Source organism: Halorussus salinisoli (assembly GCA_005239435.1).
GTDB classification, from domain to species: domain Archaea; phylum Halobacteriota; class Halobacteria; order Halobacteriales; family Haladaptataceae; genus Halorussus; species Halorussus salinisoli.
In genome coordinates, this window is the sequence record SZNP01000001.1 from 21,737 (window position 1) to 36,253 (window position 14,517).

14 protein-coding genes and 1 tRNA gene are annotated in these 14,517 nt (G+C 64.1%); 5 read left to right on the top strand and 10 right to left on the bottom strand.

Annotated features, from left to right (window positions below; genetic code table 11):
• Positions 1–160: 160 nt before the first annotated feature.
• Positions 161–1,648, top strand: coding sequence for a PAS domain S-box protein (locus E2484_RS04615; protein ID WP_137284071.1), 1,488 nt, complete (start codon positions 161–163; stop codon positions 1,646–1,648).
• A gap of 114 nt (positions 1,649–1,762) precedes the next feature.
• Here E2484_RS04615 and E2484_RS04620 read toward each other — a convergent pair whose 3' ends face one another.
• The 3 genes from E2484_RS04620 to E2484_RS04630 all read right to left on the bottom strand — a co-directional run bounded on the left by E2484_RS04620 (position 1,763) and on the right by E2484_RS04630 (position 3,537).
• On the bottom strand, positions 1,763–2,008 hold the full coding sequence (locus tag E2484_RS04620; RefSeq protein WP_137284072.1) for a ferredoxin: 246 nt from the start codon (positions 2,006–2,008) through the stop codon (positions 1,763–1,765).
• Between the two features lie 173 nt (positions 2,009–2,181).
• Positions 2,182–2,841: a metallophosphoesterase family protein gene (locus E2484_RS04625; RefSeq protein ID WP_137284073.1), complete on the bottom strand. Its 660-nt coding sequence runs from the start codon at positions 2,839–2,841 to the stop codon at positions 2,182–2,184.
• A 120-nt stretch (positions 2,842–2,961) separates the two neighbouring features.
• Positions 2,962–3,537: an IMP cyclohydrolase gene (locus E2484_RS04630; RefSeq protein ID WP_137284074.1), complete on the bottom strand. Its 576-nt coding sequence runs from the start codon at positions 3,535–3,537 to the stop codon at positions 2,962–2,964.
• A 144-nt stretch (positions 3,538–3,681) separates the two neighbouring features.
• Here E2484_RS04630 and E2484_RS04635 point away from each other — a divergent pair.
• Positions 3,682–3,754, top strand: a tRNA-Gln gene (locus tag E2484_RS04635).
• A 442-nt stretch (positions 3,755–4,196) separates the two neighbouring features.
• Entirely contained in the window at positions 4,197–5,261 is a 1,065-nt protein-coding gene (locus E2484_RS04640) for a methyltransferase domain-containing protein (RefSeq protein ID WP_137284075.1), read from the top strand.
• A 257-nt stretch (positions 5,262–5,518) separates the two neighbouring features.
• On the opposite strand, the gene E2484_RS04645 is transcribed toward E2484_RS04640, so the two are convergent.
• The 6 genes from E2484_RS04645 to mdh form a co-directional block, all read right to left on the bottom strand.
• Positions 5,519–6,055: a DUF4188 domain-containing protein gene (locus tag E2484_RS04645; RefSeq protein WP_137284076.1), complete on the bottom strand. Its 537-nt coding sequence runs from the start codon at positions 6,053–6,055 to the stop codon at positions 5,519–5,521.
• 702 nt (positions 6,056–6,757) lie between these two features.
• Positions 6,758–8,080 carry a sulfatase-like hydrolase/transferase gene (locus E2484_RS04650; RefSeq protein WP_137284077.1) on the bottom strand — a complete coding sequence of 441 codons (1,323 nt, stop codon included), beginning with the start codon at positions 8,078–8,080 and terminating at the stop codon, positions 6,758–6,760.
• A 272-nt stretch (positions 8,081–8,352) separates the two neighbouring features.
• Positions 8,353–8,730 (bottom strand): DUF5789 family protein, encoded by a 378-nt coding sequence (locus E2484_RS04655; protein ID WP_137284078.1) that lies wholly within the window; start codon positions 8,728–8,730, stop codon positions 8,353–8,355.
• Between the two features lie 51 nt (positions 8,731–8,781).
• The gene (gene cgi121, locus E2484_RS04660) at positions 8,782–9,348 is read right to left on the bottom strand and encodes a KEOPS complex subunit Cgi121 (RefSeq protein ID WP_137284079.1); all 567 of its coding nucleotides are present in this window, start codon (positions 9,346–9,348) and stop codon (positions 8,782–8,784) included.
• 25 nt (positions 9,349–9,373) lie between these two features.
• The gene (locus tag E2484_RS04665) at positions 9,374–11,617 is read right to left on the bottom strand and encodes an ATP-dependent DNA helicase (RefSeq protein WP_137284080.1); all 2,244 of its coding nucleotides are present in this window, start codon (positions 11,615–11,617) and stop codon (positions 9,374–9,376) included.
• Positions 11,618–11,885: 268 nt separating this feature from the next.
• Entirely contained in the window at positions 11,886–12,800 is a 915-nt protein-coding gene (gene mdh / locus E2484_RS04670; RefSeq protein ID WP_137284081.1) for a malate dehydrogenase, read from the bottom strand.
• Positions 12,801–12,995: 195 nt separating this feature from the next.
• Here mdh and E2484_RS04675 point away from each other — a divergent pair, with 195 nt between their 5' ends.
• Positions 12,996–13,778 (top strand): Sjogren's syndrome/scleroderma autoantigen 1 family protein, encoded by a 783-nt coding sequence (locus E2484_RS04675; RefSeq protein ID WP_137284082.1) that lies wholly within the window; start codon positions 12,996–12,998, stop codon positions 13,776–13,778.
• Between the two features lie 24 nt (positions 13,779–13,802).
• The gene (locus tag E2484_RS04680) at positions 13,803–14,195 is read left to right on the top strand and encodes a universal stress protein (RefSeq protein ID WP_137284083.1); all 393 of its coding nucleotides are present in this window, start codon (positions 13,803–13,805) and stop codon (positions 14,193–14,195) included.
• On the opposite strand, the gene E2484_RS04685 is transcribed toward E2484_RS04680, so the two are convergent.
• Positions 14,182–14,490, bottom strand: coding sequence for a hypothetical protein (locus tag E2484_RS04685; protein ID WP_137284084.1), 309 nt, complete (start codon positions 14,488–14,490; stop codon positions 14,182–14,184). The two genes, E2484_RS04680 and E2484_RS04685, sit on opposite strands and share 14 nt — an antisense overlap.
• Positions 14,491–14,517 lie beyond the last annotated feature (27 nt).

A 14,517-nucleotide genomic window follows, 5' to 3' on the forward strand; every position in this document is an offset into this window, starting at 1 on the left:
CCGCCGATTCCCGTTTGCCCCTTCGTTTCGTCTGGAATTCCGGCCTCGTCGAACTCCCCGCTCCAGAGTGCCGTCTCCGTGAAGGAGCGCCTCAACTGACGTCGAGATGGCAACAAGGGAACCAACATCGTCTTTACCGACCAGTATCTTGGGGTGAGCAATGGGATACTTGCCCCGGGGTATCGAACGGGTCGGGGGACGCCGCGTCGTCTTAGCCCTCGGAGGACTCTACGTCGTAATTGCGGCCGCCTTCCCGATTACGTTAATCGTCGGGGACAGGTCAGCCGACGACGTACTGATTATTTCGCTCCTCGTCGGCGTGAGTGGTCTCGTACTCTCTTACGGCGGCTATCGGCTCTCGCGGACGAACATCCGCCCCGACCTCTACCACGTCGTCGCCGGGTGGTGCGTCCGCGCCATCGAGGTCATGGTCGGCGTTCTCCTCTTCATCTCGGCCGTCACGAGTCTGAACGACCCACTCGCGAACTTCCTCATCCTCCCTGCCCTCGCCAGCGTCGCCGGTCTCGGGATGGGGTATCACGATGGACGTGCCCAAACGCGAGCGGTGGACGCCGAAGAGTCCAGTCAAGAACTCGAACGCTACGAGACCATCGTCGAAACCGTCAACGACGGCATCTTCGTCACCGACGAGGAGAACTACTTCACGCTGGTCAACGACGCCTACACCGAACTGGTCGGCTACGACCGCGAGGAACTCGTCGGTTCGCACGTGTCGCTCGTCGTGGCCGAGGAGGAGAACGTGACGGCGATGGTCGAGGAGGTGAAACGTGACCTCAAGGAAGGTACCACCGACTCGAAGATGTACGAGACGGCACTGAAAACCGCGTTCGGGGAGACGATAGACGTCGAATGGACTGTCGCACCCCTCCCGGAGCAGGAGGACACCGGCCCCGACACAGTTGGCGTCGTGCGCGACGTGACCGAGCGCAACGAGCGCGAACGGCAACTCGAACGACAAAACGAGCGACTGGACAGTTTCGCGAGTCTGCTCGCCCACGAACTGCGCAACCCCGTCAACATCGGCCAGATATACAGTCAACAACTCTCGCGCGAGAACAGCCCGAAGGCGGTCGAGTACGTCACGGAAGCGTTCGACCGCATCGAAGACATGATCGACGTCATGTTGCTCGTGGCACGGGGCCGCGAGGCGGTCTCCGAGTGCTCGACGGTGCAACTCGCAGACGTGGCGCGGCAGGCGTGGTCCGAGATAGATACCTCCGAGGCGACGCTGGAGGTGACGACCACCCAGACGATAGACGTAGACGACACGTACATCCGGCACCTGTTTCGGAATCTGTTCGAGAACGCCGTGGAGCACGGCCCCACGAGCAGTCGGCCGGAGGCCGACGACGCCGTCGAACACGGCGGGACCGACGTTACGGTCACGGTCGGCGACCTCCCGACCGGGTTCTTCGTGGCCGACGACGGGGCCGGTATCCCCGACGACGACCGAGAGGCGATTTTCGAGACGGGGTACACGACGGCTTCCGGCAACGGAGGGATGGGACTCGGACTGACGTTCGTCCAGGAGATGGCGGACGTGTACGAGTGGGAGTGTTCGGTGACGGAGAGTGACGCCGGCGGGGCACGGTTCGAGTTCGAGAACGTGACCAAGACCAGCGTGTAGCCGCTCGACCGCATCCGTACCTACTGTTCTGTTTCCTATCGTCTCCGACAGGTTTCGACAGGCCCGGAGTTCAGGATACCACACTCCGAAGCGGACGCGTCCCGAAAAGCGCGCTCAGGGAACGAGTTGTTCACCGTCGTCGTCGTAGACTCTGATGGCGTCCACGGGGCAGACCCGTGCGGCCATCTTCGCGTCGAACTCGGCGTCGTCGGGCACCTCGCGCACGAACACGTCCTCCTCGCTCTCCTCGGAATCTCGGAGGTCGGCCTTGCCGTCGTCGCGGTTCTCCTCGAAGGCCTCCCACTCGGCGGTACACTGGAACATCCCGGTACAGGTGTCGCGGTCGAACTCGATTCGCATGTGTCGGCGTTGGGCGGGCACCCCCTAATTCCTGTCTCCTCGCACTCGACGCCGGACGACCGTCCGGAGAACGTCCGGAGACCGCCGCGCAAAGCAGACTCAACAACATATTTATTCCCCTTGGACAGTAAATTATTTCTATAGGAACGGCTTTCGATTATCTACGTCTCGAACTACTTGCCGTATTCGAGCCGGTTTCCGATTTTGGCCGGCAGTCCGGCTTCTTCGACTGCCTCCTGCACGGCGGCGACGTCGTACTCCACGCGACGTTGTTCGACCATCAGGTCGTCCAAGTCGAGCACCGAGTAGGCCGCACGCGGGTCGCCGTCGCGCGGTTGACCCACGCTTCCGGGGTTCATCACGATGCCCTCGGCGTACGCTTCGGCGTGCTGGACGTGGGTGTGGCCCATCACCAACACGTCCTCGTCGCCCAGCAAGTCGGGCGAGAACTCGTCGGGCATCGTGTAGTGGTCGGGGTCGTCGGGGTGGCCGTGGACGATTTTCACCCGGTCGTCGAACTCCCGACGCTCGTTCGGTAGACCGCCGAGCCAGTCCAACTGGTCGTCGGAGAGTCGCTCGCGGGCGTGTTCGACTCCGGCTTTCGCCATCGCGTTGAATCGGAACGCGGTGTCCGAAGCCACCGCTCGGTCGTGGTTGCCCATCACCGTCGGAATCTCGCGCTCGCGGACCGTCTCGACGCACTCGGCGGGCCACGGGTTGTACCCCACCACGTCGCCCGCACAGACCAGCGTGTCTACGTCGGTCGCGTCTTCGAGGACCGCTTCGAACGCGACTCGGTTCGAGTGAACGTCGGAGAGGACGCCGATTCTCATGTCAGAGCGTTCGCACGCCCGGGGCTTAATTCCGACTCTCGACGCCGCGACTCGGCTACGGTTCTCGACCGAACTCAGTTTCGGTTCACGAAGGGACTCGGTTCCGATTCACGACCGACCTCACTCCCCGTTCTCGACGGCGAACTCGAAGCCGTCGTCGGTTCGGGCGACTCCCGCGGCACAGACCGGATGCTCGAAGTCGAGGTCGTAGGCGTCGGCGGCGGCCTCCGTGGCAGTCTCGGCCGCGAAGTCGAACGACTCCGGCGCGTCTCTCTCGTAGGTCGCCACGAGCGTCGGCTCCGTGACTTCGCGGACGAGCAGGGCGTCTCTGCGCACGGTGCCGACGAAAGCCGACCCGTCTCCCACGACGCCCGCGATTCGCGGCGTGTCGTAGTCGTCCTTCTCGTAGTCGAGCGCGAGCAGACTCTCGGTGAGGGCGTCCCGTGCGGGGTAGCCGAGTTCGACCTTCTCGGTGATGGGGTCTACGTGCGACCCGTTTCCGACGACCGCAGAGCCGTCGGCGGTTCGGACGCAGTTGTACGAGATGTACGGGTTGTCCGTCTCGGGTGCGTCCTGGGTCGGGACGACGGTCAGCGCGTCGTCGCGCTGGATTATCTTGCGATTCGGGAACGACCGCGACGAGACGCGATACGCCGCAATCTGCGGTCCGACGACGAGGAAACGTCCGACGTACATACAAGAACGTGCGCACTTCCTGGGCAAATAGGTGTTGGTTTATGCACCTCCGGCGAACTCGCCGCGCGAGAATGCGAAAAGTTGCCACGCGAGAGTCAACGCGCAACGCTTACATTCCCCCGGCGAGTACCCGAGAGTGCGCAGAGTCCCATGGGGTAGTGGCCAATCCTGAAGCCTTCTGGGGGCTTCGACCCAGGTTCGAATCCTGGTGGGACTACTTCTTCCGACGTTCGAATCCCTATAGCCGTGGCCGTGACCGGCGCGGAAGTAGTGCGGACGACGAGTCGGCACTCGTCTCCCTTTGCTCCCGCTGGTGGCACCGGGCCGTTCTCCGGGGTCTGGGTCCACCAGCCTTCGAAGCGTACGTGTGAGCAAGTGAGAGGACGATAGAAGGCAGTATCTATCCGTCGGCTGGCCACCAGTGACGGGAGCGCCCACAAAGGTGCCCTATCGGTTCTCTATCCGCGCAGTCACGTGAGCTTGCAAACTCCGCGATGGCCACCTCACTGTGAGCCTCGTTCAGATTGCATCCGGCTTAGACTCCAGACTAAATGAATCGATTGTTAGAATGAGCACGTAGACTTCCCACTATAACGCGGCCCTTGGTAATACTTAACAAGGATTGCCTCGTACAGACGAGCGGGACAAGAGGTGACACGATGTCCATCAACGAAGACAGGCTCGAAGAGTTGATAGAAACAGCAACTACCGATATCGGTGCGATCGCATACGCACCGCTGGCCGTCATCGGCGATCGGCTCGGACTCTACGATGCGCTCGCCGAACACGGACCGCTCACGACGAGCGACCTCGCCGATCGCACCGACACCGCCGAGCGGTACGTGCGCGAGTGGCTCGCCGCCAGTGCGGCCAGCGATTACGTGAGCTACGACCCCGAGACGGAGCGCTACAGCCTCTCTCCCGAACAGGCACTCCTGCTGGCCGATACGGAGGGTCCGGCATCCCCCCTCGCGGGCTTGTTCCAGATCGCCACCGCCGCCGGCAAGGCCATGCCCGAGATCGAGACGGCCTTCCGCACCGGTGAAGGGGTTGGATGGCACGAGCACGACGACGAGGTCTTCCAGGGTATGATGCGCACCTCCGAATTCGACTTCAAGGAAAGCCTCGTCTCCGACTGGATCCCTGCCCTCGACGGGGTCGACGAGAAACTTCGGGAGGGCGCGCGAGTCGCCGACATCGGGTGCGGCCACGGCGAATCGACGATCACCATGGCTCGGGCCTATCCGAATTCGACGTTCGTCGGATACGATTATCACGAGGGGTCCGTCGAAGCGGCGCGCGAGCGCGCGGCTACCGCCGGCGTGGCCGACCGAGTCAGCTTCGAGGTCGCGAGGGCCAAGGAGTACGACGGTGGTGAGTACGACTTCGTCACCTCCTTCGACTGCCTGCACGACATGGGCGATCCGGTCGGCGTTGCAAAACACGTTCGAGAGACGCTCGCTGACGACGGCACGTGGATGATCGTCGAACCGCTTGGCGGTGATCAAGTCGAGGAGAATCTGAATCCGCGCGGGCGGATGTTTTATTCGGTTTCCACGATGCTGTGCACGCCGAACGCGGTCGATCAAGGGGGCTCCCACACGTTGGGCGCACAGGCCGGGGAAGAACGGCTGCGTGAGGTAGTCACCGGGGGCGGCTTCTCGGAGTTCCGCCGCGCGACCGAGACGCCGCCGTTCGACATGGTGCTCGAAGCGAAACCGTAGCGGGGGCGGGTATCTTTACCTGCTACGTAGGCTGGGCTACGCCGATCTCGAGGAGGCCGACGCCGTCTCGAAATACGTGACGAATACGCGCCCTGTGCCTTCGTCAGCGATATTCAGCACTCCCCATCTAACAGACAGCTACCGGTTAGGTCGAGTCGGAGCGTACAAGATACAGAGCATCTGTTCGTCACGCCTCTCGAAAACGACTTTTACAGATATTTCGACGTGGTCGAAGTATAGCTGATTTTCGCACCTCCTTATTCCGATTCGACTGGCTCGTTCGGTATGCCATCTTCCTCAGAAGATACCTCGTCCCCCTCTGTCCACCCAAGTCTGCCGGCGGCTGTTCTTCGCCGCCCAGTAGCGGGGTACAACGTCCCCGCCTTACCCAAGCCTATGGGTGGCACGTTATCGTAGACGGTTTCGTACGCATCGTCTCGCACCAGATACGTCTCGTGCCAGATTCCGACGTCATCGCTCTCACGCATTTGCTCGTTTGTCCACTGCATTGCGGGGGCGTGCCGGGCGTTCGAATCGAGTGCATATTCACGTAAATCCTCGAACGACCGCCAGTACTGGACGAGTTCGTGGTTACGGATACCCAACTTCGTATCGTAACCCAGTAACCCGCTATCCGGGTCAGCCTCCAGTTCGTCGAGCATCTTCGGCATTGCTCGAAAAACAGGAAGCCATTCGTGTACCTTCCAGAGCGAATTTATCCGAATTCCGATTCGAAACACCGCGAAGTCCCCCTCGAGTTCGGCTGTCACCCGTTCGGTGTTGAGTTCGGTCATGCCTTTCCCCCTCTCACGGCCGAGACGGTTCAAACTGCAAAAACCGTCTGTTAACCGCTATTACGTGGGTTTGATTTCGTCTTTCTTAGCTATTAGCATGGCCATCCTACTACAGGAGGTGCCAAAGCCCCGAAATATTAGATTCAGAGGAATCGAGTGCTTACACAGGTTCGCCTTCCTTGAAAACGAAAGCCGCGTGCTCGACTGCGGTGCCACTCGTCAGGAGCGGCGCCCGCCTCACCGTAGCCGCAGGCGTCCGCCGTGTTAACCCCTACGGCACCGGCTTCGTGTTCACCTCGAAAGACTCGAATCTCCGAGACTCACCGCCTGGTGGGACTACTCCCGATTTTCACGTCGCCTCGTTCGGTCAGTTACTCCCGTCTCGCTCGAACAAGTGGCTTCGATACGCATCCGGAGAGTCGCGTCGTATAAAAGAGATGCGTGGTGAGACGTGTCGTTTCGTGACAGGTCAGTCCTCGGAATCGTAGGCTAACACGTCGTATTCGGAGGCACCGCATTCAGGGCACGCGTCCCGAACGGGTTGGATACCCTCGTCGGTTTCCCTGCCGACGCGCAACTCTCCGCATTCTACACATTCCAACTGATAGACCACCACGACTCTGCCGAAACGTTCTGCTGGCTAAAGCCCTCTACACTGTTGCAACTGTTTCACGGTCGCCTGGCCACTTCGTCTTCGACTAGTCAGGCGTACCCGAGATCTTCGAGGCGTTCCCGCACGTCGCCGGAGACCGCTACGTCCTCCCTGCTGACCGCCCGGCGGTCGATGGACTCGACCAGTTCGGTCAGTCGCCGTTCCGGGTCGAAAGAGCGGTCGCCCCCGGACCGGTCCGGACTCGACTGGTCGCCGACCGACCGGAACCCGTCCGGGGTCTCGTAGCCGTAGAAACCGCCCGGAGCGACGAAGCCGTCGAGCGGTCGGTCCCAACGCTCGCGCTCGGCCGGGGGGACGCCTCTGCGTTCGAACTGCCGGTCGTGAAACGGGACGAGACCGTGGTACTCGACGAGTCGAGCGACCGGTTCGGGCGATTCGAGCAGGTTCCGACCGCGTGACTCGACTTCGACGCCCGCGAGGTCGGCGACGGTTCGGTGGACGTCCAACAGGCTCACCACCTCCTCGTAAGTGCCCGATTCCACGCCGTCGCCAGAGACGACAAGCGGAACGCGGAGGAGTTCCGGGTCGAGACCGAGCGAGTGGTTCCACATCCCGCGCTCGCCGAGGAGTTCGCCGTGGTCCGAGAGCGTCACCACGTAGTCGAACTCCGCTCGGAGGTCGGCGTAAACGTCTCGGTACAGGTCCGAGAGATACTCCACGCCGGCCCGGTACGCCCGCCGGACGCGGTCGGGATTCTCGACGGAATCCGTGAGCGCGTCGGCGGCCAGAATCACCACGGGGTCGCCGCCGTCGGGCGGGTAGTACGGCGTGTGGGTGGTCATGAGATTGGCGAGCAGGAACTCGTCCGAACCGAAGTCGGTCCGGCGAACCCGCCTCCGGAGTCCGTCGCCGCCGCCGTAGGCGCGCGACCGGGTGAAGAGCCGATAGCCCGCCCGGAGCGAGGGGAGGGTCGCGCAGTCGCCGAACAGGACGCGCCGGAGCGCGTCGAGATAGAGCCGCGACCCCTCGCGGTCGGTGTCGTAACCGAACGACGCCCAGTCGAACGCGTCGGCGGCGAGTCCGAGGCTGGCCTGCCCGACGCGCTGGTCGAAGCCGCGCTCCCACCCGTCGTATCGATAGATCTGGGGATTTCCGGTGAACATCCGAGTGCGATAGCCGGCGTCCCGAAGTCGTTCGGTCAGGACCGGTCGGTCGCAGTCGAGGGTCGGCGACCGCCCGTGGACGCCGACTTCGCTGGCGTACTGCCCGGTCAGAAGCGAGGCGTGGACGGGAATCGTCCAGTGGGAGGTCGAGTACGCGCGGGTGAACCACCGGCCGTCCAACCAGTCGAACGCGTCTCGGAAGGCGTCGTACCGGAGCGTGTCCAACACGACGATTGCGATACTCGTCATCCACTCTACGATGCGGGGCCGACGGTTTTGTTATGCGCCCGTTTCCCAACTGCCAGCGGGGAGCGGGGTACTCGCGTCTCGGCCGAACAGTAAACACCGATTACCGCGTCGGAACGCGAGTTCAGGACCGGAAGAACAAAGTTACAGACCGTGGAACGACGAAGAGCGTCGCCGAACCGAAACGCCGCGTTTTAAATATCTCCGTTAGGATCGCCGCCGTCTTCTCATTTAACCCCTTCGTTTCGACTGGAACTCTCGCCGCGGTCGGCCCGCTAGTTGGAGTTGACGTTCGATTCGTCGCCGGTCACTTCTTCGTCCAGTTCGGTGATGTCGCGCTCGTCGTTGTACTCCTCTGGACCGCCCGCTTCGCCCGTCAACTCGTTGTAGACCGCTTCGCGGGCCTCGTCGGCCGATTCGAATCGCTCGTCCACGAGACGGTCGAAGACGCTCCCGAGGCTCTCGGTCTCGTTCTGGAGGTCGAGCGGTTGGTCGCCGTACTCGGTGGCCAACTCCTCGCTGGTCGCGGGATACTTGTGCTCGCCGAGCATCTTCCCGGCCTCCCCGAGCATGTCCTCGACGCTCTCGGTTCGCTCGTGTTGGCGCTCGCGGGCACGTCGCTGTTCGCGCTCGGCGTCGGGTTCTTCGGCCATGTCTCTGGATAGGGTCGTGATATCCGTAACCCTGCTGGCTATCGCACTACGCTATTTCTCCACGTCCAGCAGGGCCACGCGCTCGCGCACGAGGTCGGCGAGGCTGGCGTCGGTCGCTTCGAGTTCGGCCTCGCTCACGTCGAAGAACTCCTCGACTTTCTCGCGGTCGATACGGGCGGGCGCGAGCGCGTCCACGGACGCGCTCGCGCCCGCCTCCGACACGTCCGCGCCTGCGTCCGCATCTACGGACGCGGACGCGAGCAGGTCGCGGACCGCTTCTGTCGCCGCCTGCTCGGCGGACTCGTCGCCTGCTGGCGAGTGGACGACGACGACTACGCGATTCTGCCCCTCGCCGACGCCCATCCGGAGTGCGCGGTTGATTTGCCTGCGTCCCGCGGCGTACAGCAGGATTTCGACCGCGCGCTCGCGGGCGACGTTCTCGCCGCGGTCGAAGGCGCGGTCGGCGCGCTCGACGGCCGCCCGGAGGTGGTCCGCGCCGAGGACGTAGTCGGCGTCGAACGCCTGTATCGCGCAGTCGAACTCGTCTTCGACGTCACCGACGCCGGCGAGGAAGTCGCCTAAGTCCTCGATTTCGGCGCGGCCTTCGACGAATCTCATCGATGCTCACCGGCGGGGTCGGTCCTCATTCGAAATCACCGAGGCTCTGCTGGCCGCTTCCGTCGTCTGCGCTCGCGGCCTCGACGTTGGCGTCGCCGTCCGCCTCGACGCCCTCCAGACTGGGGTCTTTGCGCCCCACGTTTTCGAGGATGGTTTCGGCGGTCTTTCGGCGGCCCCGGAGTGCACCGAGGACGACCGACTTGTCGGCGTTCCGGAGATCGGCGCGGGACTCGATACCCGCCTCGTAGAGGCGTCGGGCGCGCTTTCGGCCGACGTTCCTGACCCCGGCGAGGTCGAGCAGTTCCTCTTCGACGCCGTACTCGACCCGCTTTTTCGCCTCGCGGATGGCCGGACCGGAGTCTAAACCGAGTTCGCCAGCGAGTCGCTCGGCCGCGTTGAGCAACCACTCGGCGGTCTCGACCTTCCCGCGGATGTCGCCCGGGCCGACGCCGTAGCGTTCGGCCATGTCGTCCTCGTCCAGCTCGGAGGCCCAGTCTTCGAGCAGGCGGGCGGTCTTGAGCGCCGAGAGCCAGTCCTCGAAGGCGTTGTCCTCGAACTCCGAGGGCATCGACCCGAGGAACTCCGCCTCGCGCTCGTAGGCGAGTTCGGTGTACTCCTCGCGGTCGCCCGACCGCAGGTAGAGTTCGTACATGTCGGGAGTGCGCGAGACGAGGTGGAAGAGTCCGAGCGCGGTCGGCCGGTCGTCGGCGGCCCGGATGCCGTCGATGATTTCGGCCGCGCTCATCGGGTCGATGTAGAGTTGCGAGACCCGGTGGCCGAGTCCGGTGGCGCGGAGTCCGCCGTCCTCGCGTTCGAGGAACTCGTTGCGTTCGAGATATTCGAGGACGCTCTGGGTCACGGATTCGAGGCGTCCGGTCTCGTCGGTCTGGGTCGCGTAGAGGGTGCGTTCGAGGAACGAGACGAGTTCGTCCTCGGTGTCGGCGAATCCGGAGGCGACGGTGGCGAGGATGTGGGTCCGGAGCGCGGGTTCGGCGGCGAGTTTCGACCGGACCGGTTCGGGGTCGGCCCAGACGTAGCGGTCGAACAGTTCGTCCAACTCGTCGTGGCTGTTGGCGATGAGGACCGCCTCGCCGTAGGGGTCGAGACCGGGGCGGCCCGCGCGGCCGAACATCTGGTGGACCTCCAGTACGTCGAGCGGTTGCATGCCGCCGACGTCGCCGTCGTAGCGGCGCCAGTCCCGGACGATGACCCGTCGGGAGGGCGTGTTGACGCCCGCGGCGAGCGTCGGGGTCGCGGAGATGACCTTGACGAGTCGGTCGCGGAAGGCGTCTTCGACGAGTTCGCGACTCTCCGAGGAGAGTCCCGCGTGGTGGAACGCCGACCCCTTCTCGACGGCGTCGGCGAGGTCGTCGCTGGTCTGGGTGTCGCTGGCGTCCCGGATGTCGGCGGCGATGTCGCGGAGTTCGGTGCGCTCCTCGGACGTGAGGTAGTCGCGGGTCACGTCGCCGAGACGCCTCGCTGCGGCCTCGGCGTTACGCCGGGAGTTGACGAACACGAGCGAGGAACCGTCGTCGGTCAGGGTGTCCTCGACCAGCGAGGCGGTGGGTTTCTCGTTACCTCTCGAGATCTGCTTCTTCGACCCGTCGTCCAGGTGGAGGGCTTGCCCGTAGAGGACGCCCTTCTGGAGGTCGATGGGTCGCCACGTCGAGTCCACGAGGGTCGCGTCGAGCCACTCCGCTATCTCGTCGGCGTTGCCGACGGTCGCCGAGAGCGCGACGGTCTGGAGGTTCTCGTTGAGTTTCCGGAGTTTGGCGAGGGTGACCTCCAGCGTGGGACCGCGGTTCTTCGAGTCCACGAGGTGGACCTCGTCGGCGACCACGCAGGTCAGGTCGTCCACCCACTGGGCACCGTTCCGGACGAGCGAGTCCACCTTCTCGCTGGTGGCGACGATGATGTCCTTCTGGGCTAGCCAGTCGCCGTCGCTGTCGTAGTTGCCGGTCGAGACGCCCACGTCGATGCCGTACTGCTCGAACTCCTCGAACTCTGCCTTCTTCTCGCTGGCGAGCGCGCGCAGGGGAACGATGTAGAGGGCCTTCCCGCCGCGGGCGACGCTGGTGAGCATCGCCAACTCTGCGATGAGCGTCTTCCCGCTGGCGGTCGGGACGCTGGCGACCACGCTCTCGCCCTCGGCGACGCCGGCCTCGACGGCCTCGCCTTGCGGCGGATACAACTCCTCGATGCCCTGCTCGCGGAAGTGTTCGGGCACGCCCTCCGGCAGGTCGGCAACGTCGGAAATCTCGACGGTCACGCCGACCACCTCCACGGGGAGACGAAAGTAGTCATTACTCCGTCTTTGGCGCGTCTTCTGGTTTAAACTGTCGGGTCGGCACGTCGGTTCACGGTCTCGAAACCCCCGTTCAGTCCGCTCCGGTGTTTGGTCGGTCCGTCGTCGCGCCGTTACTAACTAAATATTGCTCAAGAAAATATAAAAAATGCAAATAGAATTACACAGTTTTGTCGCTCTAGCGGTAGACGACCAGCAGAAAAATCCGATTCGGGGTCGTGGACGCGACCGACTACGCGATTTCGTCGTACTGTTCGGAGAGTTTGTCGGCGGCCTCGCCGAGTTGTTCGCGCTCGAACTCGGTCAGGTCCCACTCGACGACTTCCTGCACGCCGCCCTCGCCGAGTTTGACGGGGACGCCGAGCGCAACGTCGTCGTGGCCGTATTCGCCTTCGAGTTTGATGGAACCGGGCAGGACCTCGCCGGTGTCTCGGACTACGGCCTCGACCATGTGGCCGACGCCCGTGGCGGGACCCCACTCGGTCGCGCCCTTCTTCTCGATGACGTTCATCGCGCTGGTCTTGAGTTCCTCCAGAATCTCGTCTTTCTCGTCGTCGGTGAACTCGGGGTCCTTGCCGTTGGCCCGGACCTTCGAGAAGACGGGAACCTGCGCGTCGCCGTGTTCGCCCAGAATCGTCGCCTCGACGTTCTGGACCGGTTCGTCGAAGCGCTGGCTCAGCACGTAGCGGAACCGCGCGGAGTCGAGGCGACCGCCGAAGCCGATGACCTTCTCGCGGGCCCGGTCGCCGGTCTCGTAGAGGTGGCGGTTCAGCAGGTCCACCGGGTTCGAGGTCGTGATGGTCACGAAGTCCTCGTTGTACTCGGCGATGGAGGAACCGATGTCCTCCATGATGGGCGCGTTGTCGCCCGCGAGGTCGATGCGGGTCTGGCCGGGTTGGCGCGGGATTCCGGCCGTGATGACGACCACGTCGGAGCCTTCGGTCGCCTCGTAGTCGCCCTGTCGAACCGTCGTGTTCGAGTCGTAGGCGGCCCCGTGGTTCACGTCGGCGGCCTGCCCGACGGTGTCCTCTTCTTTGTCCGGGATGTCTACGAGTACCAGTTCGTCCGCGATGTCCCGAAGCGCGATGTTGTACGCCGCCGCGGCCCCGACAGTTCCGGCCGCGCCGACCACGCTGATTTTCGTCATACCACGTAAAACGCCGCCCGCTACTCGGTTAAGGGCTTCGGAACCGCCGAAAAACCGCGTCTCGGGTCGTCGTGCGACGTTTCCGGATTCGACTATCGTCGTACCCTTCGACTCCACACTGTCGAGGGAGTTCCGGCGCGCCGGGCGCGACGAAGTTGCGTAAGCCGGAAGACGCTGGCGTTCCTCTTTGGGCACATGAGTAGCGACGACTCCGGATTCGACAAGGAGGCCGAGCGCGAGAAACTCCGGGAGAAGTACGGCGACGAGGAGGACGACCGGGAGAACACTCGCCGGATGAGCGAACTCCTCCTTCAGGGCGCGACGATGACGGGCAAGCACTGCGACAACTGCGGCGACCCCATCTTCCGATACGACGGACAGGAGTTCTGCCCGACCTGCCAGCACGAGGCTCGAGCGCAGGCCCAGAGCCAGAACGGCGAACCCGGCGACCAGTCCCAGCAAGCCGCCGGGACCGACGAGACCGGGGAGCGGGCAGCGGCCGACGCCGACCGAGATGTCGACGCCGACGAATCCGAGTCGGCCGACGGTTCCCCGGAGACCGACGACGAACCCCGCGTCGAGATCGACGACGTTCGGGTCGCCGACCGTCACGCCGACCGGTCGAACGTGCGCCGACCGCCGTCCCAGACCGACAGCGGCCGACGTGACGACTCTCGGCGCGGTTCGCACGACCGCGCTGGTCGACACGCGCACGACCACGCCGGCCACGACCATGGTACCCACGACCGCGCGCGAGGCCGCGAACGCGCGGGTTCGGGGGGCGAACGCGGACGCGACACGGGCGAACGAACCGGCGACGCCAAACTCGGTGCCGCCCGCGATGCACTCGTCCGGAAGCTAACCGACCTCGCGCGAGAGGCCGAGGCCACCGACGACGTGGCACGCGCCCGCGACCTGCTCGCGGCCACGCGCGAGGCCGCCGAAGCCCTCGCCGCGCTCGACCGGGCAAACCGTTAACGGGTTCCCGGCCAATGCTCCTGCATGGAAGTTCTTGTTCCGATCGACGGCTCCGAATGTAGCTTCCGCGCGCTCGACTTCGCCATCGACTTCGCCCGGCAGTTCGAGGCGTCGCTTCACGTCGTTCACATCACGGACGCCGAAACCGACGCGACCGACGACATCCTGGAACGCGCCCGCGAGCGACTCCGCGAAGACGGTATCGCCGGCGAACCCGAGATATCGACCGACGTAGACCTCTCGTTCCGGCCCGCCGACCGGGTCGGCGAGGACATCCTCGAACTCGTCGCCGAACGCGGTTACGACCACGTCGTCATGGGTCACCACGGGAGCGGCACCGTAGACCGGGTGATTCTGGGAAGCGCCGCACACACTGTCGTCGAAGAAGAGGTCGTGCCGGTGACTATTGTTCCGTAGAACTCGTCGGCGGAGTCCCGGAACGCGGCGGTAGCACTGTCGGACCAGCGGTGGATTCGGTTCGTATTCGGGCGAACAGGAGTTCGATGTCGGGGAGTTCGCGGCGCTCCTCGGGAATCTCGTGCTGAGGTTCCCCGTACAGCGTCTGCTCGTCGCGCTCCGACTCGACTTCGTGACACGGCTCGCCGTACAAGGTTCTCTCGTCACGGGTTTCGTCGGTCCCTCGACTCGAACCCCCGTAGAGCGAACTCGCACTTCCCGTCGTGTCCTCGGTGGAAGGCTGTTCGTATTTCATTTACTCGGTATCTACTCAATCATTCTT

Bases quoted from the DNA above. Each gene is read 5' to 3' on its own strand.
- E2484_RS04625 (WP_137284073.1), bottom strand. From the start codon at position 2,841: ATGAGAATCGGCGTCCTCTCCGACGTTCACTCGAACCGAGTCGCGTTC.
- E2484_RS04645 (WP_137284076.1), bottom strand. From the start codon at position 6,055: ATGACCGAACTCAACACCGAACGGGTGACAGCCGAACTCGAGGGGGAC.
- E2484_RS04680 (WP_137284083.1), top strand. From the start codon at position 13,803: ATGGAAGTTCTTGTTCCGATCGACGGCTCCGAATGTAGCTTCCGCGCG.
- cgi121 (WP_137284079.1), bottom strand. From the start codon at position 9,348: ATGAGATTCGTCGAAGGCCGCGCCGAAATCGAGGACTTAGGCGACTTC.
- E2484_RS04675 (WP_137284082.1), top strand. From the start codon at position 12,996: ATGAGTAGCGACGACTCCGGATTCGACAAGGAGGCCGAGCGCGAGAAA.
- E2484_RS04620 (WP_137284072.1), bottom strand. From the start codon at position 2,008: ATGCGAATCGAGTTCGACCGCGACACCTGTACCGGGATGTTCCAGTGT.
- E2484_RS04630 (WP_137284074.1), bottom strand. From the start codon at position 3,537: ATGTACGTCGGACGTTTCCTCGTCGTCGGACCGCAGATTGCGGCGTAT.
- E2484_RS04615 (WP_137284071.1), top strand. From the start codon at position 161: ATGGGATACTTGCCCCGGGGTATCGAACGGGTCGGGGGACGCCGCGTC.
- E2484_RS04655 (WP_137284078.1), bottom strand. From the start codon at position 8,730: ATGGCCGAAGAACCCGACGCCGAGCGCGAACAGCGACGTGCCCGCGAG.
- mdh (WP_137284081.1), bottom strand. From the start codon at position 12,800: ATGACGAAAATCAGCGTGGTCGGCGCGGCCGGAACTGTCGGGGCCGCG.
- E2484_RS04685 (WP_137284084.1), bottom strand. From the start codon at position 14,490: ATGAAATACGAACAGCCTTCCACCGAGGACACGACGGGAAGTGCGAGT.
- E2484_RS04650 (WP_137284077.1), bottom strand. From the start codon at position 8,080: ATGACGAGTATCGCAATCGTCGTGTTGGACACGCTCCGGTACGACGCC.
- E2484_RS04640 (WP_137284075.1), top strand. From the start codon at position 4,197: ATGTCCATCAACGAAGACAGGCTCGAAGAGTTGATAGAAACAGCAACT.